Origin of the sequence: Pseudomonas sp. NFX1 (assembly GCF_051123555.1) — a bacterium.
GTDB classification, from domain to species: Bacteria; Pseudomonadota; Gammaproteobacteria; order Pseudomonadales; family Pseudomonadaceae; genus Aquipseudomonas; species Aquipseudomonas capeferrum.
The window spans coordinates 4561547-4587938 of record NZ_CP169366.1; the positions used below are offsets into that span (position 1 = coordinate 4561547).

Annotated in this window: 23 protein-coding genes and 1 pseudogene; 10 read left to right on the top strand and 14 right to left on the bottom strand. The window is 63.1% G+C overall.

Annotated features, from left to right (window positions below; translation table 11 throughout):
* Position 1: 1 nt before the first annotated feature.
* The 6 genes from DJ563_RS20480 (at position 2) to DJ563_RS20505 (ending at position 6113) form a co-directional block, all read left to right on the top strand.
* Positions 2-1408 (top strand): M16 family metallopeptidase, encoded by a 1407-nt coding sequence (locus tag DJ563_RS20480; RefSeq protein WP_047583845.1) that lies wholly within the window; start codon positions 2-4, stop codon positions 1406-1408.
* A gap of 93 nt (positions 1409-1501) precedes the next feature.
* On the top strand, positions 1502-2524 hold the full coding sequence (locus tag DJ563_RS20485) for a DUF5924 family protein (protein WP_274097787.1): 1023 nt from the start codon (positions 1502-1504) through the stop codon (positions 2522-2524).
* Positions 2525-2611: 87 nt separating this feature from the next.
* Entirely contained in the window at positions 2612-3745 is a 1134-nt protein-coding gene (locus DJ563_RS20490) for an ABC transporter permease (RefSeq protein ID WP_186655280.1), read from the top strand.
* On the top strand, positions 3742-4533 hold the full coding sequence (locus DJ563_RS20495) for an ABC transporter ATP-binding protein (RefSeq protein WP_274097788.1): 792 nt from the start codon (positions 3742-3744) through the stop codon (positions 4531-4533). The genes DJ563_RS20490 and DJ563_RS20495 overlap by 4 nt, the downstream gene beginning before the upstream one ends.
* A 3-nt stretch (positions 4534-4536) precedes the next feature.
* Positions 4537-5475 carry an MlaD family protein gene (locus tag DJ563_RS20500; RefSeq protein WP_274097789.1) on the top strand — a complete coding sequence of 313 codons (939 nt, stop codon included), beginning with the start codon at positions 4537-4539 and terminating at the stop codon, positions 5473-5475.
* Positions 5472-6113: an ABC-type transport auxiliary lipoprotein family protein gene (locus DJ563_RS20505; RefSeq protein WP_274097790.1), complete on the top strand. Its 642-nt coding sequence runs from the start codon at positions 5472-5474 to the stop codon at positions 6111-6113. Before DJ563_RS20500 ends, DJ563_RS20505 begins: the two co-directional genes overlap by 4 nt.
* Here the strand turns inward: DJ563_RS20505 and DJ563_RS20510 are convergent.
* From DJ563_RS20510 to DJ563_RS20535, 6 genes are all read right to left on the bottom strand, one after another.
* The gene (locus DJ563_RS20510; protein WP_033702545.1) at positions 6095-7324 is read right to left on the bottom strand and encodes a nucleoside recognition domain-containing protein; all 1230 of its coding nucleotides are present in this window, start codon (positions 7322-7324) and stop codon (positions 6095-6097) included. The genes DJ563_RS20505 and DJ563_RS20510 overlap by 19 nt on opposite strands.
* A gap of 159 nt (positions 7325-7483) precedes the next feature.
* Positions 7484-8812: a glutamate/aspartate:proton symporter GltP gene (gltP, locus tag DJ563_RS20515; RefSeq protein ID WP_274097791.1), complete on the bottom strand. Its 1329-nt coding sequence runs from the start codon at positions 8810-8812 to the stop codon at positions 7484-7486.
* 767 nt (positions 8813-9579) lie between these two features.
* A complete protein-coding gene (locus tag DJ563_RS20520) occupies positions 9580-10050 on the bottom strand; it encodes an inhibitor of vertebrate lysozyme family protein (protein ID WP_274097792.1) in 471 nt (156 codons plus the stop codon).
* A gap of 2 nt (positions 10051-10052) precedes the next feature.
* A complete protein-coding gene (locus tag DJ563_RS20525) occupies positions 10053-10214 on the bottom strand; it encodes a DUF1328 domain-containing protein (protein ID WP_003252966.1) in 162 nt (53 codons plus the stop codon).
* A 54-nt stretch (positions 10215-10268) separates the two neighbouring features.
* A complete protein-coding gene (locus DJ563_RS20530) occupies positions 10269-10559 on the bottom strand; it encodes a hypothetical protein (RefSeq protein WP_033702541.1) in 291 nt (96 codons plus the stop codon).
* A 174-nt stretch (positions 10560-10733) separates the two neighbouring features.
* Complete coding sequence (locus DJ563_RS20535) at positions 10734-11555, bottom strand: BON domain-containing protein (protein WP_274097793.1); 822 nt, start codon at positions 11553-11555, stop codon at positions 10734-10736.
* A 209-nt stretch (positions 11556-11764) separates the two neighbouring features.
* On the opposite strand from DJ563_RS20535, the gene algB reads away from it, so the two are divergent.
* Positions 11765-13111, top strand: a complete 1347-nt coding sequence (gene algB / locus DJ563_RS20540; protein ID WP_186655300.1) for a sigma-54-dependent response regulator transcription factor AlgB — start codon at positions 11765-11767, stop codon at positions 13109-13111.
* The gene (locus DJ563_RS20545) at positions 13108-14886 is read left to right on the top strand and encodes a KinB sensor domain-containing domain (RefSeq protein ID WP_033702538.1); all 1779 of its coding nucleotides are present in this window, start codon (positions 13108-13110) and stop codon (positions 14884-14886) included. The genes algB and DJ563_RS20545 overlap by 4 nt, the downstream gene beginning before the upstream one ends.
* Before the next feature lie 15 nt (positions 14887-14901).
* On the opposite strand, the gene DJ563_RS20550 is transcribed toward DJ563_RS20545, so the two are convergent.
* From DJ563_RS20550 to DJ563_RS20580, 7 genes and pseudogenes are all read right to left on the bottom strand, one after another.
* The gene (locus DJ563_RS20550) at positions 14902-16521 is read right to left on the bottom strand and encodes an EAL domain-containing protein (protein ID WP_274097795.1); all 1620 of its coding nucleotides are present in this window, start codon (positions 16519-16521) and stop codon (positions 14902-14904) included.
* A 72-nt stretch (positions 16522-16593) separates the two neighbouring features.
* A complete protein-coding gene (locus DJ563_RS20555) occupies positions 16594-17382 on the bottom strand; it encodes an N-acetylmuramoyl-L-alanine amidase (protein ID WP_434518254.1) in 789 nt (262 codons plus the stop codon).
* Positions 17383-17462: 80 nt separating this feature from the next.
* The gene (locus tag DJ563_RS20560) at positions 17463-19400 is read right to left on the bottom strand and encodes a diguanylate cyclase (protein WP_434518255.1); all 1938 of its coding nucleotides are present in this window, start codon (positions 19398-19400) and stop codon (positions 17463-17465) included.
* A gap of 27 nt (positions 19401-19427) precedes the next feature.
* A pseudogene (locus tag DJ563_RS20565) lies at positions 19428-20260 on the bottom strand (endonuclease/exonuclease/phosphatase family protein).
* 33 nt (positions 20261-20293) lie between these two features.
* The gene (gene dsbA, locus DJ563_RS20570; RefSeq protein ID WP_274097798.1) at positions 20294-20926 is read right to left on the bottom strand and encodes a thiol:disulfide interchange protein DsbA; all 633 of its coding nucleotides are present in this window, start codon (positions 20924-20926) and stop codon (positions 20294-20296) included.
* Between the two features lie 204 nt (positions 20927-21130).
* Positions 21131-21748, bottom strand: coding sequence for a c-type cytochrome (locus tag DJ563_RS20575; protein WP_033702531.1), 618 nt, complete (start codon positions 21746-21748; stop codon positions 21131-21133).
* 31 nt (positions 21749-21779) lie between these two features.
* Positions 21780-22082 carry a c-type cytochrome gene (locus tag DJ563_RS20580; RefSeq protein ID WP_033702530.1) on the bottom strand — a complete coding sequence of 101 codons (303 nt, stop codon included), beginning with the start codon at positions 22080-22082 and terminating at the stop codon, positions 21780-21782.
* Between the two features lie 201 nt (positions 22083-22283).
* Between DJ563_RS20580 and yihA the strand changes: the two genes are divergently transcribed.
* Positions 22284-22916 (top strand): ribosome biogenesis GTP-binding protein YihA/YsxC, encoded by a 633-nt coding sequence (gene yihA, locus DJ563_RS20585; RefSeq protein WP_274097799.1) that lies wholly within the window; start codon positions 22284-22286, stop codon positions 22914-22916.
* A gap of 350 nt (positions 22917-23266) precedes the next feature.
* Here yihA and polA read toward each other — a convergent pair whose 3' ends face one another.
* On the bottom strand, positions 23267-26017 hold the full coding sequence (polA, locus tag DJ563_RS20590) for a DNA polymerase I (RefSeq protein ID WP_434518256.1): 2751 nt from the start codon (positions 26015-26017) through the stop codon (positions 23267-23269).
* 74 nt (positions 26018-26091) lie between these two features.
* On the opposite strand from polA, the gene DJ563_RS20595 reads away from it, so the two are divergent.
* Complete coding sequence (locus DJ563_RS20595; RefSeq protein ID WP_010951520.1) at positions 26092-26379, top strand: DUF2782 domain-containing protein; 288 nt, start codon at positions 26092-26094, stop codon at positions 26377-26379.
* Positions 26380-26392 lie beyond the last annotated feature (13 nt).

Sequence of the window (26392 nt, forward strand, 5' to 3'; positions counted from 1 at the left end):
CATGCGTTGCCTGATGTTCGTTTGCCTGCTGATCTGCAGCCTGCCCACCCTGGCCCTCGACCGCTCGCGGGTAGAGGGGTACCTGTTGCCCAACGGTCTGCAGGTCATCCTCAAGGACGGCTATGAACGTGACCACGTGGCCATCCGCCTGGTGGTCGGGGTTGGCCTGGATGACTTCGACTGTGAGCAGAAGGAGCTGCCACACCTGCTCGAGCACCTGCTGTTCAGCGGTATCGACGAAACCGGCGAGGGCGGCCTGGAAGAGCGCCTGCAAGCCTTGGGTGGCGAGTGGAACGCCTATACCAGCAGCGCCGACACCACGTTCGTGATCGAGGCACCTGCGCGTAACCAGCGTAAAGTGCTCGACCTGCTGCTGGCGGTGATCCGCGACACCCCTATCGACGCCAAGGCCCTGGCCACGGCGAAAAGGATCATCGAGCGCGAGGACGGCGGCCACTATGGCCACCTGCAACGCTGGCTGGACCGCCAGGACATCGGCCACCCCGCCAGTGACCAACTGGCGACCGAACTGGGCCTCAAGTGCGCCGAGCGCTCGAACATCGACGACATGACCCTGGAGCAGGTGCAGGCCTTGCGCGACCGCTGGTACGCGGCCAACAACATGACCCTGATCATGGTCGGCGGCCTCGACCGCCTGCTGCCGGCGTACCTGGAGCGCACCTTTGGCGAGCTGCCGGCAACCGAGCCGGAAGAGCGCCGCAACCTCGAAAGCATCAGCCAGCAGGCCGAGCAACGCCGCGACCTGACCCGCGGCTGGCTGGGCGACAGCGTCAAGCTGCACTGGCTGTTCATCGAGCCGGTGCTGGACAACGACCATCAGCCGACCCTCGACCTGCTGTCGCGCTACCTGGATTGGGCGCTGTATGACCAGCTGCGCCTGCGCAATGGCTTGTCCTACGGGCCGTCGGTACAGCGCGAGAGCTTCGGTGACAGCGGCATGCTCAGCCTCAACGCCGACCTGGAACGCGACGACGTCGACCAGGCGGTCAAGGTGATGCAGGGGTTGTTCGACCACCTGCGCAAGGAAGGCCTCGACCCGGACACCTTCGCCCGCATCAAGGGCGCCAGCATGGCCCGGGAAAGCTGGAGCACCCAGGGCAACAGCGCCTTGGCCGACTACTACTGGGGGGCGTTGAACGACTACAACGACGGGCGCTTTGCCAACCCGGTGCGCAAGTTGCGGCAGGTCAGCCTGGCGCAGGCCAACGAAGCGTTGCAGGCTCTGCTCAAGGATCAGGGCTACCTGCGCATCGAGAAGCCCCTGCTGGGTTATGACGAGCTGTACGGGTTGCTCGCCTTGCTGCTGGGGCTGATCCTGGCGGCCGGGTTGCTGCGTTGGCGCCGGCATACCCCGCAACCACCGAGCGGTGCTACACGCAAAGCGTGATTCGGCGGTATCCTTTAGCCAGTACCGGCCTCTTCGCGGGGTTGCCCGAAAAGAGACCGGCACAGCCACCCTATCTCTCCCTGTTGTAGACCCATGCCCCCAATTCCCCGCATCGTCCAGCGCATCATCGAACTGCTTAAACGCTACCCCGGCATCATCGCGCTCGGAGGTTTCCTCTCCGGCATCGGCAGCTTCATCCTGGTCGACCGCCAGGCCGGCCTGGCCAGCTGGGTGGCGATCCTGATGCTGGTCAGCTGGGTCTGGCTGATGCTGGAAAACACCCTCACCGGCCTGTTCGCCCGCACCTTCAAGCGCGAGATCCCGCAACCGTTGCTGCGCTATGCGACGCAGATGATCCACCAGGAAACACTGTTCTTCGTCCTGCCGTTCTTCTTCATCACCACCACCTGGAACAGCGGCCAACTGGTGTTCACCGGCCTGCTCGCCGCCGCCGGGCTGATCTCGATCGTCGACCCGCTGTACTACAAGTGGTTGGCGCCACGGCGCTGGCTGTTCCTCGCGCTGCACACACTGACCTTGTTCGCGGCGCTGCTCACCGCACTGCCGATCATTCTTCACCTGACCACCGCGCAAAGCTTCAAGTTGGCATTGATCATTGCCATGGCCCTGTCGTTCCCGAGCCTGGCCAGCAGCTTCCCGGTCAATACCTGGCGGCGCGGCGTGGCGCTGGTTCTGGTAACCCTGTCGGTGGGCGGCGGGGGGTGGTTGCTGCGCTCGTGGGTACCACCGGCGACGTTGTGGATGACCGAAGTGGCCGTGAGCACCGAAGTACTCAATCGCCAACCTGGCGAGTCGCTGGACGAGATTGCCGCCAGCCGCATCAAGACCAGCGGGCTGTATGCGTACACCTCGGTCAACGCACCCCGGGGTCTGAACGAGCGCATCTACCACGTGTGGCAAAAAGACGGCAAGGAAGTGGACCGGATTGCGCTGGATATTCATGGCGGGCGCAAGGAAGGCTACCGGGCCTGGACCCACAAGCAGAACTTCCCGCCTAACCCGGTCGGTAAATGGCAGGTGAGGGTGCTGACCGAGGACGGCCAGGTGATCGGGGTGCTGCGGTTCAAGGTGGTCGACGATGCGCCGAGCCCATAGCTTCCTGGTTTAAGCACACAATCAATAAACCGCCCCATGCCCTCTGCGCTATGATCAGCCCCTAAGCCTTAGCGCCGAGTCAGTTGCATGGAGCCTATGACACCCCCCAGCGCCACCTTGGACACCAGCCACCAACCGCCCTGCCTGCGTATTACCGGTGACTGGACCCTGGCCCACTACGCCAGCCTCAAGCGCGACAGCGAACGCCTGCGCACGCAATGCAGCAACGACGCCGTTGCCGACCTCAGCCAACTGGGCCGTCTCGACACCGCCGGCGCCTCGCTGCTGGCCGAACTGCTCGGCGCCGAACGCCTGTCGCACTGCACCGATGGCCTGCCCGACGCCAGCCGTGCCCTGCTCAAGACCGTGTACTGCTCGGTGCAGGACTACTGCATTCCGGTCAAGGAGGCCGAACGCCCGGTGCTGCTGTTGCTGCTCGAGCGTATCGGCCGTGCCGTCAGCACCCTCTGGCAAGACACCCGGCAGTTGCTCGGCTTCGTCGGCCTGATTCTCGAAACCTTGCTGCGCCGGGCCTTCCAGCCCCACCGCTGGCGGCTTACGCCGGTCGTGGCGCACATCGAACAGACCGGCCTGGATGCTGCGCCCATCGTCGCCTTGCTGACCTTTCTGGTGGGCGCAGTGGTGGCGTTTCTGGGCGCAACGGTGCTGGCCGCGTTCGGCGCGACCCTTTTCACCGTCGACCTGGTGGCGTTCTCGTTCTTGCGTGAGTTTGCCGTGCTGTTGACCGCCATCCTCATGGCCGGCCGCACGGCCAGTGCCTTCACCGCGCAGATCGGCTCGATGAAGGCCAACGAAGAAATCGACGCCATCCGTACCCTGGGCCTCAACCCCATGGAGCTGCTGGTGGTGCCACGGGTATTGGCACTGCTGATTTCGTTACCACTGCTGACCTTCCTCGCGATGATCTGCGGCATCGTCGGCGGCGCGGTGGTGTGCGCCCTGTCGCTGGACATCTCGCCCGCCATGTTCCTGTCGCTGCTGCAAACCGACATCGGTGTGCAGCACTTCCTCGTCGGCCTGGCCAAAGCACCGTTTTTTGCCTTCCTGATCGCCGCCATCGGCTGCCTTGAAGGCTTCAAGGTCAGCGGCAGCGCGGAGTCCGTGGGCGCCCACACCACCTCGGCAGTGGTGCAGTCGATTTTCGTGGTCATCGTGCTGGATGCGGTGGCGGCACTGTTCTTCATGGAGATGGGCTGGTGAGTGGCCGGGAAACCGTGATCGAGGCACGGGGCATCTGTAACCGCTTCGGCAGCCAGAGCGTGCATGAAAACCTCGACCTGGACCTGTACCGGGGCGAGATCCTTGCCGTGGTCGGTGGTTCGGGTAGCGGCAAATCGGTGCTGTTGCGCAGCATCATCGGCCTGCGACGGCCAAACGAGGGGCAGATCAAGGTATTTGGCCAGGACCTGGCCGAGTTGCGTGAAGAACAGCGTTCGTTGGTCGAGCGACGCTTCGGCGTGCTGTTCCAGAAGGGCGCGCTGTTCTCGTCGCTGACCATCACCGAAAACGTCGCCTTGCCGCTGATCGAACACGCCGGCTTGTCCCGCACCGACGCCGAGCACCTGGCCGGGGTCAAGCTGGCCCTGGCCGGGCTGCCCATCTCGGCCGCCGACAAATACCCCGCCTCGCTGTCCGGCGGCATGATCAAGCGCGCAGCGCTGGCACGTGCCCTGGCGCTGGACCCGGACATCCTGTTCCTCGACGAGCCCACCGCAGGCCTCGACCCGATCGGCGCCGCCGCGTTCGACCAGTTGATCCTGACCCTGCGCGACGCACTCGGCCTGTCGGTGTTTCTCATCACCCACGACCTGGACACCCTTTACACCATCACTGACCGGGTGGCGGTGCTGTCGCAGAAAAAGGTCCTGGTGGCCGGCCCCCTGGCCGAGGTCGAGCAAGCCGACGACGCCTGGATTCAAGAATACTTTCACGGCCCACGCGGGCGCGCAGCCGAACAGGCCGCCGCCCGCCCGGGCCAGGAGCGCTGAACGATGGAAACCCGAGCACATCACGTCCTCATCGGCCTGGTCACCGTCCTGGTGGTGGCCGGTGCCATGCTGTTTGGCCTGTGGCTGACCAAGTCCAGTGTCGACGATGCCTTCAAGGATTACGAAGTGGTGTTCAACGAAGCCGTCTCGGGCCTGTCCCGCGGCAGCCCGGTGCAGTACAACGGCATCAAGGTGGGCGACGTGTCGACCCTGCGCCTGGACCCGAAGGACCCTCGCCGCGTGCTGGCCCGGGTACGGCTGAGCGGCGACACGCCGGTCAAGGAGGATACCCAGGCCAAGCTGACCCTGGCCGGGGTCACCGGCAACGCGTTCATCCAGCTCAGCGGCGGCACGCCGCATAGCCCCGAGCTCAAGGGCAAGGATGGCAAGCTGCCGGTGATCATCGCCTCGCCTTCGCCAATCTCGCGCCTGCTCAACGACAGCAGCGACCTGGTTACCAACATCAATCTGCTGCTGCACAACGCCAACCTGATGTTCTCGGAAGACAACATCGGCCACCTCAGCAGCACCCTGGCCAATCTCGACAAGACCACCGGGGCCTTCGCCGGCCAGCACGGCAGTATTGCCGAGGCCATCACGCAGCTGGTGCAGGTCGGCAAACAGGCCAGCGCCACCCTGGCCGAAACCCAGGCACTGATGCGCAACGCCAACGGCCTGCTCGGCAGCGAGGGCAAACAGGCCATCGGCAGCGCCGAGCAGGCCATGCAGTCGCTGGCCGAAAGCACGGCGACCATCAATGCGCTGCTCAAGAACAACAGTGAGGCCATCGGTGACGGTGCCCAGGGCCTGAACCAGCTAACCCCCGCCATCCGCGAGCTGCGCGAAACCCTCAACGCACTCAAGGGCATTTCCCGGCAGCTGGAGGCCGACCCGAGCGGCTACCTGCTCGGACGCGACAACAACAAGGAGTTCCAGCCATGAACGCATCGCTGCGCCTGTTGGCCCTGGCGGCCGCGGTGAGCCTGGCCAGTGCCTGCTCGATCCTGCCGCAAAGCGAACCCGTGGACCTGTATCGCCTGCCGGTGAACCAACCCAGCCGCGTTGCCGCGCCGCTGGACTGGTCGCTACGGCTCAACAAACCGCTGGCCAGCGAAGTACTGGCCGGCCCACGGATCGCGGTGATCCCACAGGGAGACGTGGTCAGCAGCTACAAGGGCGCCCGCTGGAGCGATGCCGCGCCAGTGCTGCTACGCAACCGCCTGCTCGATGGCTTCCAGCGTGACGGCCAGGTTCAACGCCTGAGCGCCGATGACAGCAACCTGCAGGCCGACTACGAGCTGGCCGGCGAGCTGCAGGCGTTTCAGAGTGAGTACCGCCCGGACGGGGCCGTGGAGGTGGTGATTCGCTACGATGCGCGTCTGGTCCAGGGGCGCAGCCAGCGTATCCTCGCCAGCAAACGCTTCGAGATCCGCCAACCGCTGGCCGCCAGGCAGGTTTCGGCGGTGGTGGCAGGCTTCGGCGGCGCCAGCGACCAACTGGTCGGGCAGGTGGTCAGCTGGACCGTCACCCAGGCCACGCAGGCCCAAGCTCAGGTCCAGGCTCAGCCGAAGAACCAGTAGCAGACCAAGATCGCCGCGACCACGCCGGAAAATTCGGCCAGCAGGGCGCAACCGACCGCGTGGCGTACCCGCTGGATGCCCACGGCACCGAAGTACACCGCCAGCACATAGAAGGTGGTCTCGGTGCTGCCCTGAACGGTCGCCGCGACCAGTGCCGGGAAGCTGTCCACACCGTGGGTCTGCATGGTCTCGATCAACATGGCCCGCGCCGCACTGCCCGAGAACGGCTTGACCAGCGCGGTGGGCAGGCCTTCGACGAAGCGGGTATCCATGCCCATCCAGTTCACCGCATGGCGAATGCCGTCCAGCGCCAGCTCCAGCGCGCCCGAGGCGCGCAGTACGCCGACTGCCACGAGCATGGCCACCAGGTAGGGCAGCAGGCTCTTGGCCACATCGAAGCCTTCTTTGGCGCCTTCGACAAAGGCTTCGTACACCTTGACCCGCTTCAGCGCACCAATCACCAGGAACAGGATGATCACGCCGAACAGCGTGAGGTTGCCAAGGATCGACGACAGGCCCGCCAGCGCAGCCGCCGACAAGGTGCCGAGGAAGGCCATGAAGCAGCCCAGCAGCAATGCACCGGGGATCAGGTAGGCCAGCACCACCGGGTCCCACAGGCGCAGGCGCTGCATCACCGCCACCGACAGCAGGCCCACCAAGGTCGACACGCTGGTAGCCAGCAGAATCGGCAGAAACACCAGCGTCGGGTCGGTCGCGCCTTGCTGCGCGCGGTACATGAAGATGGTCACCGGCAACAGGGTCAGCGACGACGCATTGAGTACCAGGAACAGGATCTGCGCGTTGCTTGCGGTGCTGCTGCTGGGGTTCAGCTCCTGCAGCGCACGCATGGCCTTCAGGCCGATCGGCGTGGCTGCGTTGTCCAGCCCCAGGCCGTTGGCCGCGAAGTTCATGGTGATCAGGCCCAGGGCCGGGTGCCCCGGCGGCACCTCGGGCATCAGCCTGGCGAACAGCGGGCCGAGAACCTTGGCCAGCCACTCGACGATACCGGCCTTCTCGGCGATTTTCAGAAAGCCCAGCCACAGGGTCAGGGTACCGAACAACAGGACCATCACCTCCACCGACAGCTTGGCCATGGCGAAGATGCTCTCGACCATGGCGGCGAAGATGCCGGCGTTGCCGCCGATCAGCCACTGGGCCAGGGCGGAGACGGCCGCCACCAGGAAAAAGCCGAGCCAAAGGCCGTTGAGCATCCGATTGTTCCCCCTGAAAAGTGCCCGAATGATAACGGAGATTGCAGGCGCCCACACAAGACGCAGTCCCTAGAAAGGGGCGCAACGCGCCCCCCCCCACAATCCCCCACACAACAAAAAGCCCCGACAAGTCGGGGCTTTTTGTTCAACGCATCAGCTTCAGCGCTTGGCGGCTTCGCCAACCACCACGGCTTCCTGCTTGTCGGCCATCAGCGAGGCATAGTACTGCTCGCCCTTGGCAGCGTCGTACATGCCTTCCCAGCGTGCGATGACCAGCGCGGCCAGGGCGTTGCCGACCACGTTCAGCGCGGTACGGGCCATGTCCATGATGCGGTCGACACCGGCGATGAAGGCCAGGCCTTCCAGCGGGATGCCCACGCTGCCCAGGGTCGCCAGCAACACCACGAACGATACGCCCGGTACACCGGCAATACCCTTGGAGGTGACCATCAGGGTCAGCACCAGCAGCAGCTGCTGGCTCCACGACAGGTCGATGCCGTACAGCTGGGCGATGAAGATTGCCGCGATGCTCTGGTACAGGGTCGAACCGTCGAGGTTGAACGAGTAGCCGGTCGGCACCACGAACGAGCAGATCGACTTCGGCGCGCCGTACTTCTCCATCTTCTCGATCACCCGCGGCAGCACGGTTTCGGAGCTGGAGGTGGAGTAGGCCAGGATCAGCTCATCTTTCATGATGCGCATGATCTTGATCACCGAGAAGCCGAACACGCGAGCCACCAGGCCCAGCACCATGAAGGCGAAGAAGGCGATGGCGAAGTACACCAGCAGCACCAGCTTGGCCAGCGGCAGCAGCGAGCTGAAGCCGAAGTTGGCGACGGTGACGGCGATCAGGGCGAACACGCCGATCGGGGCGTAGTTCATGATCATGTGGGTGACCTTGAACATGGTCTCCGACACGGCCTGGAAGGTACGCACCAGCGGGTCGCGCAGCTCTGCCTGAAGGCTCGAAAGGCCCAGGCCGAACATCACCGAGAAGAAGATGATCGGCAGCATTTCGCCACGCATCAGCGCCGCGAAGATGTTCGACGGGATCAGGTTGAGCAGGGTTTCGATGAATGCATGCTCATGCTGCACTTCGGCCGCAGTGGCCTGGTACTTGGAGATGTCCACGGTACCCAGGGTGCTCATGTCGATGCCGGCGCCCGGGTGGAACAGGTTGGCCAACACCAGGCCGACGACGATGGCGATGGTGGTCACCACCTCGAAGTAGAGGATGGTCTTGAGGCCGATGCTGCCCAGTTTCTTCGCGTCGCCAACCCCGGCGATGCCCACGATCAGCGACGAGATCACGATCGGAACGACGATCATCTTGATCAGGCGAATGAAGATGTCACCAGCGGGCTGGAGGACGTTGCTGATCCACCATGCCTTTTCCGCACTGAAATGATTCAGTAGCGCGCCGATTGCAACGCCCAGGACCAGACCGATAACGATCTGCCAGGCGAGGCTCAGTTTTGCCTTCTTCATGTCTTTACCCTTTGTTCTAGTGGTCATGGGCGCCGGACGAAAACGCGCGTAACAGAGCCGTTGGCAACGTCACGGTGAGCGAAAAGCTTCCGTCCGGTGGCCTCATGCAAGGACACCGCGAGCGAGCGACAGGGCGCTCGGGCCAGCGAAAAGGCGGCAACTATTGCGATGGGGAAGGGGGAAATCTAATGCCGGAAACGCATACCCTATGCCGATACTGCATAGTGTTTTGCGCTAAAAATGGCATGTCGCAAGTGCTTGATTTATAACGTTCGGAATCCCGAACAAGACCAAAGCGCCATTTTTAGGCAGATTTGGCAGCGTGTGCGAAGGGGGATAGATGGCTTGTTCGACAATCCGAATGGCCGAAATGCCACTTGCGAGGGCGCCCTGGCGGGCGAAAAAAAGTTGATGTACGGTCGAGACAAAATGTGTCTTTGAGGGGAAAACACGCAAGAAGGGTAATTTGCCTGATTGCCTTGACGGCTCCTCATTGGCTCCTCGGAAGTCAGGTCGGCACATGGTATCCCTGATGACACCACCGACCTGAGGCTTCCGATTCCGCCTTTCCTGACCCGGCCCATTGCTGGAGGCACTCCCTGTACCCCTAGGCCACTCCGACCCTGCAACAGTCAGAACAGCCCGGCCCCTTGGTCATGTGCTGCCCCTCCTCGGGGCGGCGCATCATAGAAGGCTGAAATATAAAAAGGTTCAGCTTCTATTACGTGACAGTGCATAACCGTTCATCGGTAACGGCTTATAAAAGCTCAGTACCACTTCGGGTCACGCTTGAGTTGCTCGCGCAACATCGCCTGCATGCCATCATCCGGTTCGCCAATAAAGCGGTACTGCGCATGACGGGTAGGCGACTTGTCGCTCGGCAAGCCCTCGGGCACCTCTACGAGCATCCCGTAGGCTTGGTCCTTGTCCCAGCTAAACGCCACGACCAGACGCTTGTAGGTGCAGTTTTGCGCCGTTTCACACAAGGGCCCGACCAGATACTGGTCGCCGTCCTCGGTGACTGCCGACATCTGCTCCTGGGCACTGCCGGTGAGGTTGACTACCCAATCGGGCAGGCGCTCCTCGCCCTTGATCGTGTCCTGCCAGGTTTCCCGGTATTCAGGGTCCGAGCCGAGCAACTGATCGACCCGGACCTGGCCGTCATTGGCCGCCATCGCCGCTGCACTGCCGCCCAGCAAGCAGGCGGCAGCCAGGGCTGTGCAAAGCTTCCTGTGCATCTTCAACCTCGACCACGTCCAAAGAAGAAGGAGGCTACGAACAGGACCAGGAAGACGATGAACAGGATCTTCGCGATACCCGTGGCCGCGCCAGCGATACCACCGAAGCCCAGTACGGCGGCGACAATGGCGATGATGAGGAAAGTAATAGCCCAACTCAGCATGGTGGTTCTCCTTTCTTTTTTGAAATCAATCCGGCCTTGGGGTACAGCACAGGCTCAGAACACCCAGCGATCCTGTGGCACGACGTTTTCCAGGGTGGCCGGTGAAGCGGTGGCATTGCTCGATGGCAGCGGGTCGGCTGCCTTCACGAGGCTGGTGGCACGGGTTGCCTGAATCTGCGTCAGAAGCGCGGTCTGTGCCGCCACTTGCTCCGCCAGACGCGCGGTCTGCCAGCTGTAGTAGAAGAGGCCAGCGGCCAAGGTCAGCAGCAGCGCCATCCCCAGTAACAGGAACTGGCGCAAAGGCAGTGCGACGTTCTGCGAGCGGTTGACGGATTGGCGGTTCATGCCGGCTCCTCCTGCTGTAATTGTTGTTCAAACCTGAACAGGTAATTGCAGCCTGCATGCCAGCCTTTGCATCATTAAAAAATCCTTTTAAATCAAACACTTAAACCAATCACACATTGCACCGAAGGACGTATCCTGCACGATGGCCCCTGAGGCGTCGTGCGAATTGCACGATCAGCCCTCGACCTTGGTCGCCACCTTGAGCAGATCGGCGTCCACACCGCGCACGCCAATGATCTGCCGGGCAATCTCGACAGCAATGGTCTTCTGCTCGCTGCTGACCACTTCGCCCGACAGCCGCACCAGGCCCTCCTCACTGGCGACCTTGAGGTTCAGGCCATCGAGGTTGCGGCTGAAACGGAAGCTGTTCTGGATCTTGTCGACGATCCAGCTGTCGCTAGGCTGCGGCCCGGTCGGCGCGCCTACCGGGTTGTCGCGTGCCTTGGCCATGGCGGCGGTGTCCAGGCTGACCAGGTTGTTGACCAGGTGCACCCCGTCGGTGGTGCGCGCCACTACGCCGGCCAACTCCTTGGCCTCTGCGCTGTCGACCCTGCCGCGCAGCGTCACTACGCCTTCGCTGCTTTGCACTTCTATAGGCGCCTTCTCGGTGGTGCGGCTCCACAGCAGCCGTGCGCGTATCACCGCCGCCAACGTTGCATCCTCCAGCCGCTGGGCATAGGCACGCAGCTCGAGCGGGCGCTCCACCAGTTGGGCATTGACCTGCAACTGGTTGTCGACCTGTTCGATGCCGCGGGTGGCCAAGGCGACATGCTCGGCCAACTGGCGCTCGACAGTGTTTTCGACCTCACCCGATAGCCGCGCCTGCTTGCCGTCTACCACCACATCGATACGAAAGGGGTTGAGCATGCGGTTGAGCGACAGGGCTGTTTGCAGCGAGCCCTCCAGGCGGGCGTCCTGCACAGGGTCAGCGAATGCCGGGTTAAAAACCGGCAGCAAAGTGGCCGCCAACACGGCCAGTCGTGGGAAAAAGGGCATGGCAGTGCCTCCTTTGTTGGCAAAAACAGAAAATAGTCGCAACCAATGTGCCATCGCGCACCTCTAAGCAAATCATCGAGATATCGCGGCTCAAGGGCATTGTTTGGCCATTGGCTAGCATGCAAAGGACAGAATCCTTCAGAATTGACCATGCAACTTGCCCGATTTTTCCCACACTAATTGAAGATCTATCCTAAGGAGCGCAGGAAATGGAATCAGCCCAGGACAAGCAAGGCCGCATTCTGCTGGTGGATGACGAGTCCGCGATCCTGCGCACCTTCCGCTACTGCCTCGAAGACGAAGGCTATAGCGTGGCCACCGCCAACAGCGCCGCACAGGCCGAAACCCTGCTGCAACGCCAGGTGTTCGACCTGTGCTTCCTCGACCTGCGCCTGGGCGAGGACAACGGCCTCGACGTGCTGGCGCAGATGCGTATCCAGGCCCCGTGGATGCGCGTGGTGATCGTAACCGCGCATTCGGCGATCGACACGGCGGTGGATGCTATCCAGGCCGGTGCCGCCGACTATCTGGTCAAACCCTGCAGCCCCGATCAACTGCGCCTGGCGACCGCCAAGCAGCTGGAAGTGCGCCAGCTGTCGGCGCGACTCGAAGCCCTTGAAGGCGAGGTGCGCAAGCCCAAGGACGGCCTCGACTCGCACAGCCCGGCCATGATGGCGGTGCTGGAAACCGCGCGTCAGGTCGCCACCACCGACGCCAACATCCTCATCCTCGGCGAGTCCGGCACCGGTAAGGGTGAACTGGCCCGTGCCATTCATGGCTGGAGCAAGCGGGCGCGCAAAGCCTGCGTCACCATCAACTGCCCTTCGCTGAATGCCGAGCTCATGGAAAGCGAGCTGTTCGGCCATACCCGCGGCGCCTTCACCGGCGCCAGCGAGAGCACCCTTGGCCGCGTCAGCCAGGCCGACGGGGGCACGCTCTTCCTCGATGAAATCGGCGACTTCCCGCTGACCTTGCAGCCAAAGTTGCTGCGCTTCATCCAGGACAAGGAGTACGAGCGTGTCGGCGACCCGGTCACCCGCCGGGCCGATGTGCGCATTCTCGCCGCCACCAACCTCAACCTTGAAGAGATGGTGCGCGAAAGCCGCTTCCGCGAAGACCTGCTGTACCGCCTCAATGTCATCACCTTGCACCTGCCGCCGCTGCGCGAACGCAGCGAAGACATCCTGACCCTGGCCGATCGTTTCCTGGCCCGCTTCGTCAAGGAATACTCCAGGCCCGCCCGTGGTTTCAGCGACGAGGCCAGGGCTGCCCTGCTCAACTACCGCTGGCCCGGCAACATTCGTGAACTGCGCAACGTCGTGGAGCGCGCCAGCATCATCTGCCCGCAGGAGCGCGTGGAGATCAGCCACCTGGGCATGGGCGAACAGCCGGCAGGCAACGCGCCCCGCGTGGGCGCGGCATTGAGCCTGGATGAGCTGGAGCGCGCGCATATCGGCGCCGTGCTGGCCGCCAGCGATACCCTCGACCAGGCCGCCAAGACCCTGGGCATCGATGCCTCGACCCTGTATCGCAAACGCAAGCAGTACAACCTATGAAGTGGCAGATGAAGCTGCGTACGCGGCTTTTCCTCAGCATTTCGGCGCTGGTCACAGTGGCCCTGCTGGGCCTGATGCTGGGCCTGGTCAGCGTGCTACAGATGGCTACGGTGCAACAGCAACTGGTACGGGACACCACCCACGCGCTGGAAGTGGGACTGAAACTGCGGCAAAACCTTGGCGAACAGCTGACCCTGATCCTCGACGAGAACACCGCGCCGCAAAACCTGCGGCTGTTGCAGGACAACTTCCAGGCGCTGCTCGACCAAGGGCTCGAACAAGGCGGTGAACGCACCGGTTTCAGCAAGGCCAGCAGCAATTACCAGACCTTCCTCCGGGCCTACCGCGACAGCCCCGCACCTGCACGCAGCATGGGCAGCGACGAGCCACTGGGGGCAGCCTTCAACCAGCTACGCACCGACCTCATCGATTCGCACAAACAGGCGCTGGAACACATCACCCGCAGTGAAGAACGTACCCGTGATCGCGCCTTGCTGGTCAGCGGCGTGCTCGGCCTGATGGGCTTGGCGATACTGGTATTGGGCTTTGTCACCGCGCACAACATCGCGCGACGCTTCGGCCAACCGATCGAAGCCTTGGCCAAGGCGGCCGATCAACTCGGCAAGGGCAACTTCGACGTCACCCTGCCAGTCACCCAGGCCAGCGAGCTCAACCAGCTGACCCGCCGCTTCGGGCTGATGGCCGACGCCTTGCGCAAGCACCAGGCCACCAACGTCGATGAGCTGCTGGCCGGCCAGCAACGCCTGCAGGCCGTGCTCGACAGCATCGACGATGGCCTGCTGATCATCGACCGGCAGGGCCGCCTGGAACACCTCAACCCCGTGGCCCAACGCCAGCTGGGCTGGAACGACAGCCGCCTTGGCAGCACCCTGGCCGAAGCCTTGCAGCGCCCGGAGCTGGAGCAGCAGCTGCGCCAGGTGCTGCGCGGTGGCAGCCTCGATCGCCCGCCAGACGACCTGAACATCGACGTCGATGAAGAAACCCGCCTGCTGACCTATAGCCTGACACCGGTCAGCCACCCTCAGGGGCCGATTCTGGGCGCGGTGATGGTGCTGCACGATGTGACCGAGCAGCGGGCCTTCGAGCGCGTGCGCAGCGAGTTCGTCCTGCGAGCCTCGCACGAACTGCGCACACCGGTCACAGGCATGCACATGGCGTTCGGCCTGCTGCGTGAGCGGGTCAAGTTCCCACCCGAGGCGCGCGAGTACGACCTGCTCGAAACCATCGGCGAAGAAATGCAGCGCCTGACTCAGCTGATCAACGACCTGCTGAACTTCTCTCGTTACCAGAGCGGCTTGCAGAAGCTCGAACTCGCCCCTTGCGCCATCGATGAGCTGCTGGAGCGCGCGCAGCTGCGTTTTGCCGAACAGGCCGCACACAAGCAGATCGAGCTGATCAAGGAGCTGGAGCTGCCGCTGCCTCGCATCCAGGCCGATGTCGCCCAGCTCGACCGGGTACTGGACAACCTGCTGCACAACGCCGTGCGCCATACCCCCAGTGGTGGCCGCATACGCCTGCACGCAAGGCGCCATGCCGAGCGCGTGATCATCAGCGTCGAGGACAACGGCGAGGGCATCGCCTATGGGCAGCAGGGGCGTATCTTCGAGCCCTTTGTACAGGTGGGGCGCAAGAAGGGCGGTGCAGGGCTGGGCCTGGCGTTGTGCAAGGAGATCGTGCAACTGCACGGCGGCCGAATGGGCGTGTTTTCCCGCCCGGGGCAGGGCACCCAGTTCTACATGGCGTTGCCGGTGTAGCCAGCGGGGCGGGCCTCAGGACTCATCGTCGGCCCGCCGCCCAGCCCCCTCGCGCCGGCCGCGGGTGACCAGTTCGGCAAACTGGCGGGCATTCAACGGGCGGGCGAACAGCCAGCCCTGGCCATAGTTGACCCCTTCGCTGTTGAGCAGTACCGCCTGGTCTTCGCATTCGATGCCTTCGGCAATCACCCTCAGGTGCAAGTCATGGGCCATGCGGATGATGTGCGGGGCCACGCCGCTGCTGGCGGCGTCATGGCCCAGGGCATCGATGAAGGCCTTGTCGATTTTCAGGCAGTCGACGGGCAAGGTCTGCAGATAGGCCAGGCTGCAATAACCCGTGCCGAAATCGTCGATCAATACCTGATGGCCCACCGCACGCAGGGCCTGCAGGTTGTCACGGGCTACCACCACGTCGATCAGGCCACGCTCGGTGACCTCGAAAGCGATCTGGCTGGCCGATACGCGGTGCTGGGCCAGCAGCCGCGCTGCGACCCGGCCGATGCGAGGGACCATCACGTCGCACGCGGCAAGGTTCACCGAGATGTACAGGTTGCGGTGCGAACGCAGCAGCTGGCCAAGCTGTTCGAGCACCCGCTGCAAGACAAAATCGGTGATCTGGCGGATCTGCCCGGTATTTTCGGCCAAGGGTATGAACAGGTCCGGGCTGGTCAGGGTGCCGTCAGGGCGGCGCCAGCGCACCAGGGCCTCGGCACCCACACAGCGCCGGCTGTCGAGCTCGATGATCGGTTGGTACAGCACCTGCAGCTCGCCTCGGCGCAACGCGTTCTGCAACTCCGAGCTCATCGACCGGCGCTGCAGAATCAACTGCAGCACCAACCAGCCGATGCAACAGGCGGCCAGCACGCTGCCGGGGAACAGCAGCCAGAGCATGCCGTTCATGCGCAGGGGCAGGCTGGCGCGCGGCGCGATCAACACCAGTTGATAGTCCGGTGATTTGGTCGGCATGCGGTAGATGAGGCGGTCGCTCAGCTCCAACAGCGACTTGTGGCTGGCTGTCCATGCCGACGGCGGTGGCCATACTTGCGGTGGCCCCAGCACCGGAATGGCCCGCGTACCGTTGTCCAGCACCACCACCAGGCTGCCACCAGGCGGCAGGTCGACCACGTCAGTCAGGTGACCGCGCGAGGTGGACACCACGAAATTGCCCCGCCCCAGCATCAAGGCCGCCAGGTTTTCGTTGGGTTCGGTGGTGGTATTGAGCCAATAGCTGTAGGTCGGCCCCTTGATGTCGGGCGCCCGCAGGGGTTCGAACGCCCGCTCATCACCCCGGTTGGAGCAGGCGACATTGGCGTCCACGTAGGCTGCTTCATAAATGAAGCGCGAACTCAGGCCAACTTGCTGCAACGCCGCCAGCATCTGCGGGTTGCAACCTCGCAAAGGCTGCGCCTGCAAGATATCCACCCCTTCACGCAGCTGGCCGAACACCTGTTCGAGGCGTTCGAGAAAGCGCTCGCCCTGGGCATTCATCTGTTCGCTCTCGCTTTGCTTCATCTGCTGCAGGGCAATGCCGATGCTGGCGGTGAGCAACAGCGCGGCGCTGGCCATTGCTGCCAGTGAGGCCAGCATCCAGGGACGGTAGAAAATTTGGCGCAGCGTGGAGATGAGGGCTGACATCAAGGGCATCCAGTTGATTACTAAGGTATAGCAACTGGATCAGGAATCGCCCTCGCCGTTGGGCGCCTCAGCTCAACGCATGCGGTTGAGCACCTGCAACATGGCGGCCGTTTGCGCGTCGGGCATGCCATCGAAACGTTGTGGCCGGAAACGCATCTGGAACGCGGCGATCACATGCCGCGTGGCAACGTCCAGCTCACCGGTTTGCGCGATGGCGTAGCCGAACCGCGCCAGTTCCTGCTGATACCAACCCACGCTTGGCGGGTTGACGCTGAAGAAGGCTTGTTGACGGGCGACGGCGTTAGCCTCGGGCCAGATACCGATGCCGGCATCGGCCAAACGCTTCCACGGGAACAACGGGCCCGGGTCGAGCTTGCGCAAAGGTGCGATATCGCTATGGCCAACGATGTGCCGGGGGTCGATCTTGTTACGCGTGACGATGTCCTTGAGCAGTGCGATCAAGGACTGCACCTGGGCTTCGCTGTAGGGGTGCCAGACCCGACCATTAGGGGTATCGGTGAACCCTGGGTTGACGATTTCGATGCCAATGGAGGTGGAGTTCAACCAGGTGCGCCCCTGCCATTGGCTGTCACCGGCATGCCAGGCACGGCGGCTTTCATCCACCAGCTGATAGACCGTGGCCGGGCCGTCGCCAATCAGGTAATGGCTGCTGACCTCGCCATGGGTCAACAGCGCCAATGAGCGCTCAAGCGAGGCATTGGTGTAGTGCAGGACGATGAACTGGATACGGTTGTCCTGGTTGACCGAAGGGTGGCTACGGTCGATGCGCAGGCCCGTAGAGCAGCCCGCGACAGCAACCAGCATGCAAGTAAGCAGTGTTTTTTTAACAGTGGAAAGCACGTCAGCGGCCTCAGCGTGTAAGCGCTACAGTATAACGTGCCTGTGATAGTGCGTGCGTGCCGCGAGTCAGCGGCCACGCTTTATCCCTGTTCGACACGGTTGCGCCCCAGATCCTTGGCCCGGTATAGCGCGGTGTCGGCGCGTTTGAGCACCTGGTCGCCGCGCTCGCCCGAGCGAAATGCGCCCAGCCCGATGGAGGCAGTGATCACCACGCGCTCACCCTTGAAGTGAAACGGGCAGGCTTCGATGGTCGCACGCAGCACCTCGGCCATTTGCGTGGCGGCCGCTGGCGAGGTCTGCGGGAACAGCAGCACGAACTCCTCACCGCCGTAGCGCGCGATGAAATCGCGCCCTCGCAGGCGTTTGCGCAGCTGGTCGGCGACGATCTTCAACACCTTGTCCCCCGCCAGGTGCCCATAGTTGTCGTTGATGCGCTTGAAGTGGTCCAGGTCGAGGATCGCCATGGCCAGATGGCCGCCACTTTCATGCCAGTCGAGCATCTCGCGTTCCAGGTGCTCGCTCCAGGCCGCGCGATTGGGCAGGCCGGTCAGCGGGTCCAGCAACGCCTTTTGCCGTTGCTCTTCGAGGTGCTCGCGATAGCCGAGCGCCTCGTGTTCCATGTTCGCTACCCGCTCGGACAGGCCTTGCAGGCGCCCGGCGAGCTCCTGCTCGCGACGATCACGCTCGTGCTTGTGTTCGTCCATGGTTACCAGCAGGCCTTCGAGGCGGTTTTCCAGGATGTGCTTGAGGCTGTCCACATCGGCGGCACCTTGCACACTGCTCTGCAGCCCATCGACCTGCTTGCGCAGCTGGGTATCGAGTTCCTGGGCGGCGCTGCTGTTGTCGGCATGCCCGGCACTGGCTTCGTGCAGGTGGCTCTGGAAGCTTTCCAGGCGCTCGTTGATCTGTTGCAGGTAAGTCTCGAATTCGTGCTGGCCGCTGTCGGTTATCGCCAACATCAGCACCGCCAGGTCATCCAGCACCGGGATCAGCTCATACCAATTCAGCCCGCGTGCCACCCGCTCGCGCATTTCCAGGGCCTGGGCCTTGTGCCGTTCGGGCAGGCTGAGGTCGTCGAGCAGGCCGATCAGGGTCTGTTCGATGTGTGCGGCCACTTGGCTGTAGGGCGGCTCTACCGCATAGGGCAGGGCATAGGGGCCATCTTCGCCGAAGGTTTCTTCGAGTGTCTGGGCAGGTTCTGCATCAGCCGTAGGTGGGATGAGGGCAGGTTCCAGCTCGGGCGCCTCGTCCGGCACGGGCTCAGGGTGGGGAGTGGCCGGCGTGTCTGCGGTTTCGATCAGCGCCGGGCCTTCAGGGGCCTGCGCCTCAGTCAGCGGGGCTGGCAACGGCAGCAGGGCGTCCACATCGTCGGGCTGCGGGTCTTCGGCTGTGCGCTGTACGGGGGCTGCTGCCGGCTGCGGCACTGCGTCTGCCATCACGCCCGCAGGCGCTGCTGCCAGCGTAGCCTCGGCGTCAGCTTCGCCGGGTTGCTCGTTCTCGCGCCCACCAAACAAACGCTGCAAAAAGCCCGGTCGCTCTTCCTCGGGCTTGCCCAAGGCAGAGAGTGCGCGGCCTTGCAGGCCACTCAGCTCGCCCAGCAGCGGGGGCAATTCACGTGACTGGGCGACCCCACCATCGAGCTTCTTGGCCAGCTTTTTCAGCGGCCGCGAGATGTCGCTGGGCAACGGCAGGCCTTGCAGCTGGCTCACCAGCGATGTCAGCGCATCGCTGACCTGGTTCATACGGGTTTCCCGGCGCTGCTCGGAGTCCAGCACCGCCTTTTCCAGGCGCGGGATCAGCCCGGCAAGGCCCGCGTCCATATTGTCGCTGCGGATGACCTCGCGCATTTCCTTCATGCACGCGTCCACCACCTTGTCGCTGCCTTCGGCGGCCAGGGTGCTGCGCACAAGCCCGCGACGCAGCAAGTCGAGACGTGCGTCCCAACGGCGCTCAAGCTTCTCTTGCTGCTCGATGCTCTTAAGGTATTTCTCTTTCCAGCGCTCAGCGTCGTCAGTCATGCCCAGGTCCGCAAACGGTGATGGCAATTAGCTCAAAACCGGCAGCGTATCCACAGTCAATGCATCAGGCAATCGAATCTCGACGGCAACGGGAAGGTGATCGGAAATTGGCTGCGCCAACACCTCGACACGCTCAAGCGTAAGGGTTGGGCTGAGCAGGATATGGTCCAGGCACCGTTGCGGGCGCCAACTGGGGAAGGTGGCCTCGACCTGAGGGGCAACCAGGCCCAGATCGCGCAGGGGCGAGCGCTCCAGCAGGTCGGTGGCATGGGTATTCATGTCACCCATCAGCACCTGATGGCGGTAGCCGCCGATCAGCTCGCGAATATAGCTGAGCTGCAGGGCGCGGGTCTTGGCGCCGAGTGCCAGATGCATCATCACCACGATCAGCGCATCTTCACCTTCGCCGAAACGCACCAGGATTGCACCGCGACCGGACGGGCCGGGCAAAGGGTGGTCTTCAAGGTGTTGCGGCTTGAGGCGGCTGAGCACGCCGTTGCTGTGCTGGGCAAAACGCCCAAGGTTGCGATTGAGCTGCTGGTACCAATAGGGGAAGGCACCCAGGTGAGCCAGGTGTTCGACCTGGTTGATGTAGCCTGAGCGCAGGCTGCCACCATCGGCTTCTTGCAGGGCCACCAGGTCGAAGTCACCGAGCAGTTGGCCGATCTTCTGCAGGTTGCCGGCACGCCCGGTATGCGGCAGCAGGTGCTGCCAGCTGCGGGTCAGGTAGTGCCGGTAGCGTTCGGTGCTGATGCCGACCTGAATGTTGAAACTGAGCAGCCGCAGGCGACCATCCTCTGGCAGGCCGGGAGCCTGCAGATGATGTTCGTTGACCTGCGGCTGGTGCAGGCCAATGCCACGCGTGGTTCTGAAGCGGGGCATGGGTACGCCGCTTACTTAGCGGCGCGCTCCTTGTCGATCAGTTGGTCGGCCACTTTCAGCACGCCTTCCGGCCCGCCTGCAGTGCCCAGGTCGAAGCGGTACTTGCCGTTGACGACCAAGCTCGGTACGCCGGTGATTTCGTACTTCTTCGCCAGCTCTTTGGCCTGGTTGACCTGGCCTTTGATGGCGAAGGAGTTGAAGGTGGCGAGGAACTTGTCCTTGTCCACGCCTTGAGTGGCGAGGAAGTCGGCCATTTCGTCTGGCTTGGTCAGGTGCATGCGCTTGTTCTGGATGGCATCGAACACTGCTGCGTGAACCTTGTGCTCGACGCCCATGGCTTCGAGGGTCAGGAACATCTGGCCGTGTGCGTCCCACGGGCCACCGAACATGGCGGGTACGCGCTTGAAGTTGACGTCTGCTGGCAGCTTTTCGGCCCACGGGTTGATGGTCGGCTCGAAGTGGTAGCAGTGAGGGCAGCCGTACCAGAACAGCTCGACCACTTCGATCTTGCCGGGCACGGAAACCGGAACAGGGTTGCTCAGCTCGATATATTCCTTGCCGGCAACAGGCTCGGCGGCCTGAACGGCGGTCATACCGAATACGCTGGCGGCGACCAACGCAGCGCTGAGAATCAGTTTACGCATGCTTTACTCCTGAGCATTCATGGGTCGCCTCGACGCGACCTGTACCTGAGACAGGTCGGGCCAGGCCCGAGTTCTGTAGTGTAACGGCTGCGGACGCAAAAAAGGGCGGTCCGGCCGCCCTTTCATCTTTGGCTTACAACATTAACCGAATGTTAATGCGCCAATTTCTTCGCGGGTTCAGCCGCGAAGAAATCGACAACCACCTCAGTGCAGGCCCTGGATGTAGCTGGCCAACGCTTCGATATCGTGGTTGCTCAGCTTGCCCGCGATGGTGCGCATGGTCGTGGCGTCGCCATCGTTGGTACGCACGCCTTCACGGAACTCGGTCAACTGCTTGGTCACGTACTGCGCGTGCTGCCCGCTCAGGTGCGGGAAGCCGGCCAAGGCGATACCTGCGCCGTTTGGCGAGTGGCAGCCGGTACAGGCAGGCAGGCCTTTTTCCAGGTCGCCGCCGTTGAACAGGGCACGGCCACGTTCGACCAGCTTGGGGTCGGCCGCCCCGACGCTGCCCTTCTGGCTGGCAAAGTACGCGGCGATATCGGCCAGGTCCTGGTCACTGAAGGCGGCCAGCATGCCGGTCATTTCCAGCACGGTGCGCTTGCCGGACTTGATATCGTGCAGTTGTTTTTCGAGGTAGCGCTGGCCCTGGCCTGCCAGTTTCGGGAAGTTCGGTGCCAGGCTATTGCCGTCGGGGTTGTGGCAGGCACCACAGACGGCCGTCTTGGCCTGGCCGGCGGCGGCATCGCCTTTGATAGGTTGCGCAGCAGTGGCCGCACCTGCGACACCCATGGTCAACAGCAGACTCACGACTAGTTTGTTCATCAGCTAATCCAACACGGCTAAGGGTGAAATGTTATGTATCGGGACTGCCGCTCATCCAAAGGATGACCAAACGGTAGTCCTCGGCACTGCAGTCCATGCACAATCCACGCGGCGGCATAGCCTTGAAACCCTGGGTCACATGCCTCACGAGTACATCCACACCTTGCGCCAGCCTTGGCTCCCACGCTGCCCGGTTACCCCGCTGGGGGGCCTGTGGCAACTGCCCGGCGTGACAGGCCGCACACGTGCGGTTGTACAACACCTCGGGATCCTGTGTAGCCTGTGCGCTGAAAAACGGCAGGAACATACCGACAGCAAGCAGCCATTTCGCCATGCGGAACGACCTTCAGGGTTGGGGGCCGCGCTGCGTTCTGATGCGCGAGCTATTGTTCGACACCCCATGCTCGCTCTCCTTCGCTGGGAGAATGAGCACACAAAAACTGGGGCATTATATACTTCCGCCATCCAAACGGAAACGACACCGCTTGCCAGGCTCAAGCCTTCAGAGTCAGGCAACACCCACATCGGATATCCCATGCAAGTCAAGAACCCCATCCTCGGCCTCTGCCAGAAAGCCACATTCGCCCTCAGCGCTGCCAAGGTCGAACAATGTCCGGAAGACCAGGGTTACGAGGTGGCTTTCGCCGGCCGTTCCAACGCCGGCAAATCCAGCGCCCTCAATACCCTGACTCATGCCAGCCTGGCGCGTACCTCGAAAACCCCGGGGCGCACCCAGCTGTTGAATTTCTTCAGTCTGGACGATGAACGGCGTTTGGTCGACCTGCCGGGCTACGGTTATGCAAAAGTACCGATCCCGCTCAAGCAGCATTGGCAGCGCCACCTGGAAGCCTACCTGGGCAGCCGCGAGTGCCTGCGCGGGGTGATCCTGATGATGGACGTGCGCCATCCGATGACCGACTTCGACAAGATGATGCTCGACTGGGCCAAGGCCAGCGGCATGCCGATGCACATTTTGCTGACCAAGGCCGACAAGCTGACCCACGGCGCGGGCAAGAACACCTTGCTCAAGGTGCAGTCCGAGATCCGCAAGGGGTGGGGCGACGCGGTGACCATCCAGTTGTTCTCGGCGCCCAAGCGCCTGGGGCTCGAAGAGGCCTACCGGGTGCTGGCGGGTTGGATGGAACTGGAAGACAAGCCTGCGGAATAAAGGCTGATCACTGATCCTGGAGCCTTGCCGCAAGGCCGCTCCAGGGATCGCATGGTGGTCAAATTCCAGGCAAAAAAAACCCCGGACTTCGTATGGGGAGGGGGAAGTTCGGGGTCCAAGTCCGGACCGCTAGGGCGGGGTCCAGATATCTGCCAACACTTAACACAACATAGGAGCATCGAAGGGCTTCACCAGCCATTCAGTTACTCTGAGTTCCGCTTCACCGGTTTAGTTCCGAGGCCTTGAAAACTATTTGCGATAGTTTCATGAAACCCCAGCACTAATGGCATCTAGCTATGCCAGGATCCGCGTCACTACGTCGCAGATCCTACACAGCTTTGCAGGCTCAATCAGTGAGCTTCGTCCCAATTCGCGCCAATTCCTGCTTCGACCAGCAACGGCACATCCAGCTGCGCGGCACGGCTCATGTGCAGGCGGATTTCATCTTTCACCTGCTCGACCAACTCCTCACGCACCTCCAGCACCAGTTCATCGTGCACCTGCAGGATCACCCGGGCATCCAGGCCGCTCTCGGTCAGCCAGTTGTCCACGTTGACCATCGCCCGCTTGATGATATCGGCCGCAGTACCCTGCATCGGGGCGTTGATCGCCGTCCGCTCGGCGCCTTTGCGCAGAGCCGGGTTCTTGGCGTTGATATCCGGCAAGTACAGCCGGCGGCCGAGCAGGGTTTCGACGAAGCCTTGCTCGGCCGCCTGGGCGCGGGTGCGCTCCATGTAAGCCAGCACGCCTGGGTAACGGGCGAAGTAACGGTCGATGTAGTCCTGGGATTGCTTGCGGTCGACGCCAATCTGCTTGGCCAGGCCAAAGGCACTCATGCCGTAGATCAGGCCGAAGTTGATGGCCTTGGCGCTGCGGCGCTGGTCGGTGGTGACATTTTCCAGGGCCACACCGAACACTTCGGCAGCAGTGGCGCGGTGCACGTCGAGGTTGTTGCGGAAGGCATGCAGCAAACCTTCGTCCTTGGCCAGGTGGGCCATGATGCGCAGTTCGATCTGCGAATAGTCCGCCGCCAGCAGCTTGTAGCCGGGGCTGGCCACGAAGGCCTGGCGGATACGCCGGCCTTCGGCGGTGCGGATCGGGATGTTCTGCAGGTTCGGGTCGCTGGACGACAGGCGCCCGGTGGCGGCCACTGCCTGCTGGTAAGAGGTGTGAATGCGCCCGGTGCGCGGGTTGATCTGCCCCGGCAGCTTGTCGGTGTAGGTGCTCTTGAGCTTGCTCAGGCTGCGGTACTGCATCAGTACCTCGGGCAGCGGGTAGCCTTGCTCGGCCAGCTCGTCGAGTACCGCCTCGGCGGTGGACGGCTGGCCCTTGGCAGTCTTGCTCAGTACCGGCATGCCCAGCTTGTCGTAGAGGATCGCCCCCAGCTGCTTGGGCGAGCCGAGGTTGAACGTCTCGCCAGCCAGTTCATAGGCCTGGCGCTCCAGTTCGGCCATTTTCACGCCCAGTTCGCCGCTTTGCACGTGGAGCAGTTCGGCATCCACCAACGCGCCCTGGCGCTCGATCTTCGCCAGCACCGGCACCAGCGGCATCTCGATGTCCATCAGCACCGGTTGCACGCTTGGGGTCTTGGCCAGGCGCAGCTGCAGTGCCTGGTGCAGGCGCAGGGTGATGTCGGCATCTTCGGCAGCGTATGGGCCGGCCTTGTCCAGCGGGATCTGGTTGAAGGTCAGCTGTTTCGCGCCCTTGCCGGCAATCTGCTCGAAGGTGATGGTGGTGTGGTCGAGGTACTTCTGCGCCAGGCTGTCCATGTCGTGACGGGTGGCCGTGGAGTCCAGCACATAGGACTCGAGCATGGTGTCGTACGCCACGCCGCGCATCTGGATGGCCGGGGCGCCGTTGGCCAGGATGTTGATATCGTACTTGGCGTTCTGCCCGACCTTGGCTTTGGCCGGGTCTTCCAGCAGGGGTTTGAGCGCCAGTAGCACCGCCTCGCGGTCCAGCTGGACCGGGGCGCCTTCGTAGTCGTGGGTCAGCGGTACATACGCCGCCTCATGCGGCTCGACCGCGAACGACAGGCCGACCAGCTGCGCCTGCTGGGCATCGAGGCCGGTGGTTTCGGTGTCGAACGCGAACAGCGGGGCCTGGCGCAGCTTGTCCAGCCAGGCATCGAAACGGGCCTGGTCGAGCACCGTCTCGTACTTGGGTTCGACCTTGGCCGCCGGCGCGTCCTCCGGCACGGTCACGGTCGCCCCGGCCCTGGCGGCTTCGCGCTGAACGTCGGCGACCCAGCTCTTGAATTCCATCTCGGTGTACAAGGCCAGCAGTGCATCACGGTCTGGCTCGCCGCAGACCAGCGCCTCGACTTCGATATCCAGCGGCACGTCGAGCTTGATGGTGGCCAGCTCATAGGACAGGAAAGCCGCCTCACGGTGCTCTTCAAGCTTGGCCGGCAGGGTCTTGGCGCCGCGGATGCTCAGGGTCGGCACCTTGTCGAGGTTGTCGTAGACGTCGCGCAGGCCGCCGCCAATACCTGTCAGCAGGCCGGCAGCGGTCTTCTCGCCCACGCCCGGCACGCCGGGGATGTTGTCGACCTTGTCACCCATCAGGGCGAGGAAATCGATGATGTGTTCAGGGCCGACACCAAACTTTTCGTGCACCCCGGCAACATCCATCACGCTACCGGTCATGGTGTTGACCAGGGTGACATGGCCGTCCACCAACTGCGCCATGTCCTTGTCGCCGGTCGAAATGATGACCGACCGGCCCTGCGCCGCACTGCTGCGCGCCAAGGTGCCGATGACATCGTCGGCCTCCACGCCCTCGACGCACAGCAGCGGGTAGCCCAAGGCCTTGACGCTGGCATGCAACGGTTCGATCTGCACCCGCAGGTCGTCAGGCATGCTCGGGCGGTTGGCCTTGTACTCGGCGAACATGGCATCGCGGAAGGTACCGCCCTTGGCGTCGAATACCACCGCAAACAGGCTGTCGGGATATTGCTTGCGCAGGCTCTTGAGCATGTTCAGCACACCCTTCACCGCGCCGGTAGGCATGCCCTTGGAGGTGGTCAGCGGCGGCAATGCGTGGAAAGCGCGGTAGAGGTAGGAGGAACCGTCCACCAGGACGAGGGGCGCTTGGCTCATGAGCAGAATCAACCTTTTCGGCGGGTCCGGAGCTAGAATAGCCGGATCAATGACGACAAAGGGACAAGGTTATCATGCGTACACTCAATCGCCTGTTACTGCTCGGTCTGTTGGCAACCATGCCAGTCGTCACCCTGGCGGCGGACGACGCCCCCTCGGCCGATCCCGAGGTGACCATTCGCACGGAAGGCGATAAAACCATCCAGGAATACCGCCAGAACGGCTTCCTGTATGCGATCAAGATCACGCCGAAAAACGGCAAGCCTTATTTTCTGGTACGCGCCGATGGCACTGATGCCAATTTCATTCGTTCCGACCAGCCGGACATGCTGATTCCGTCCTGGAAGATCTTCGAGTGGTAAGCTGACGCGTATC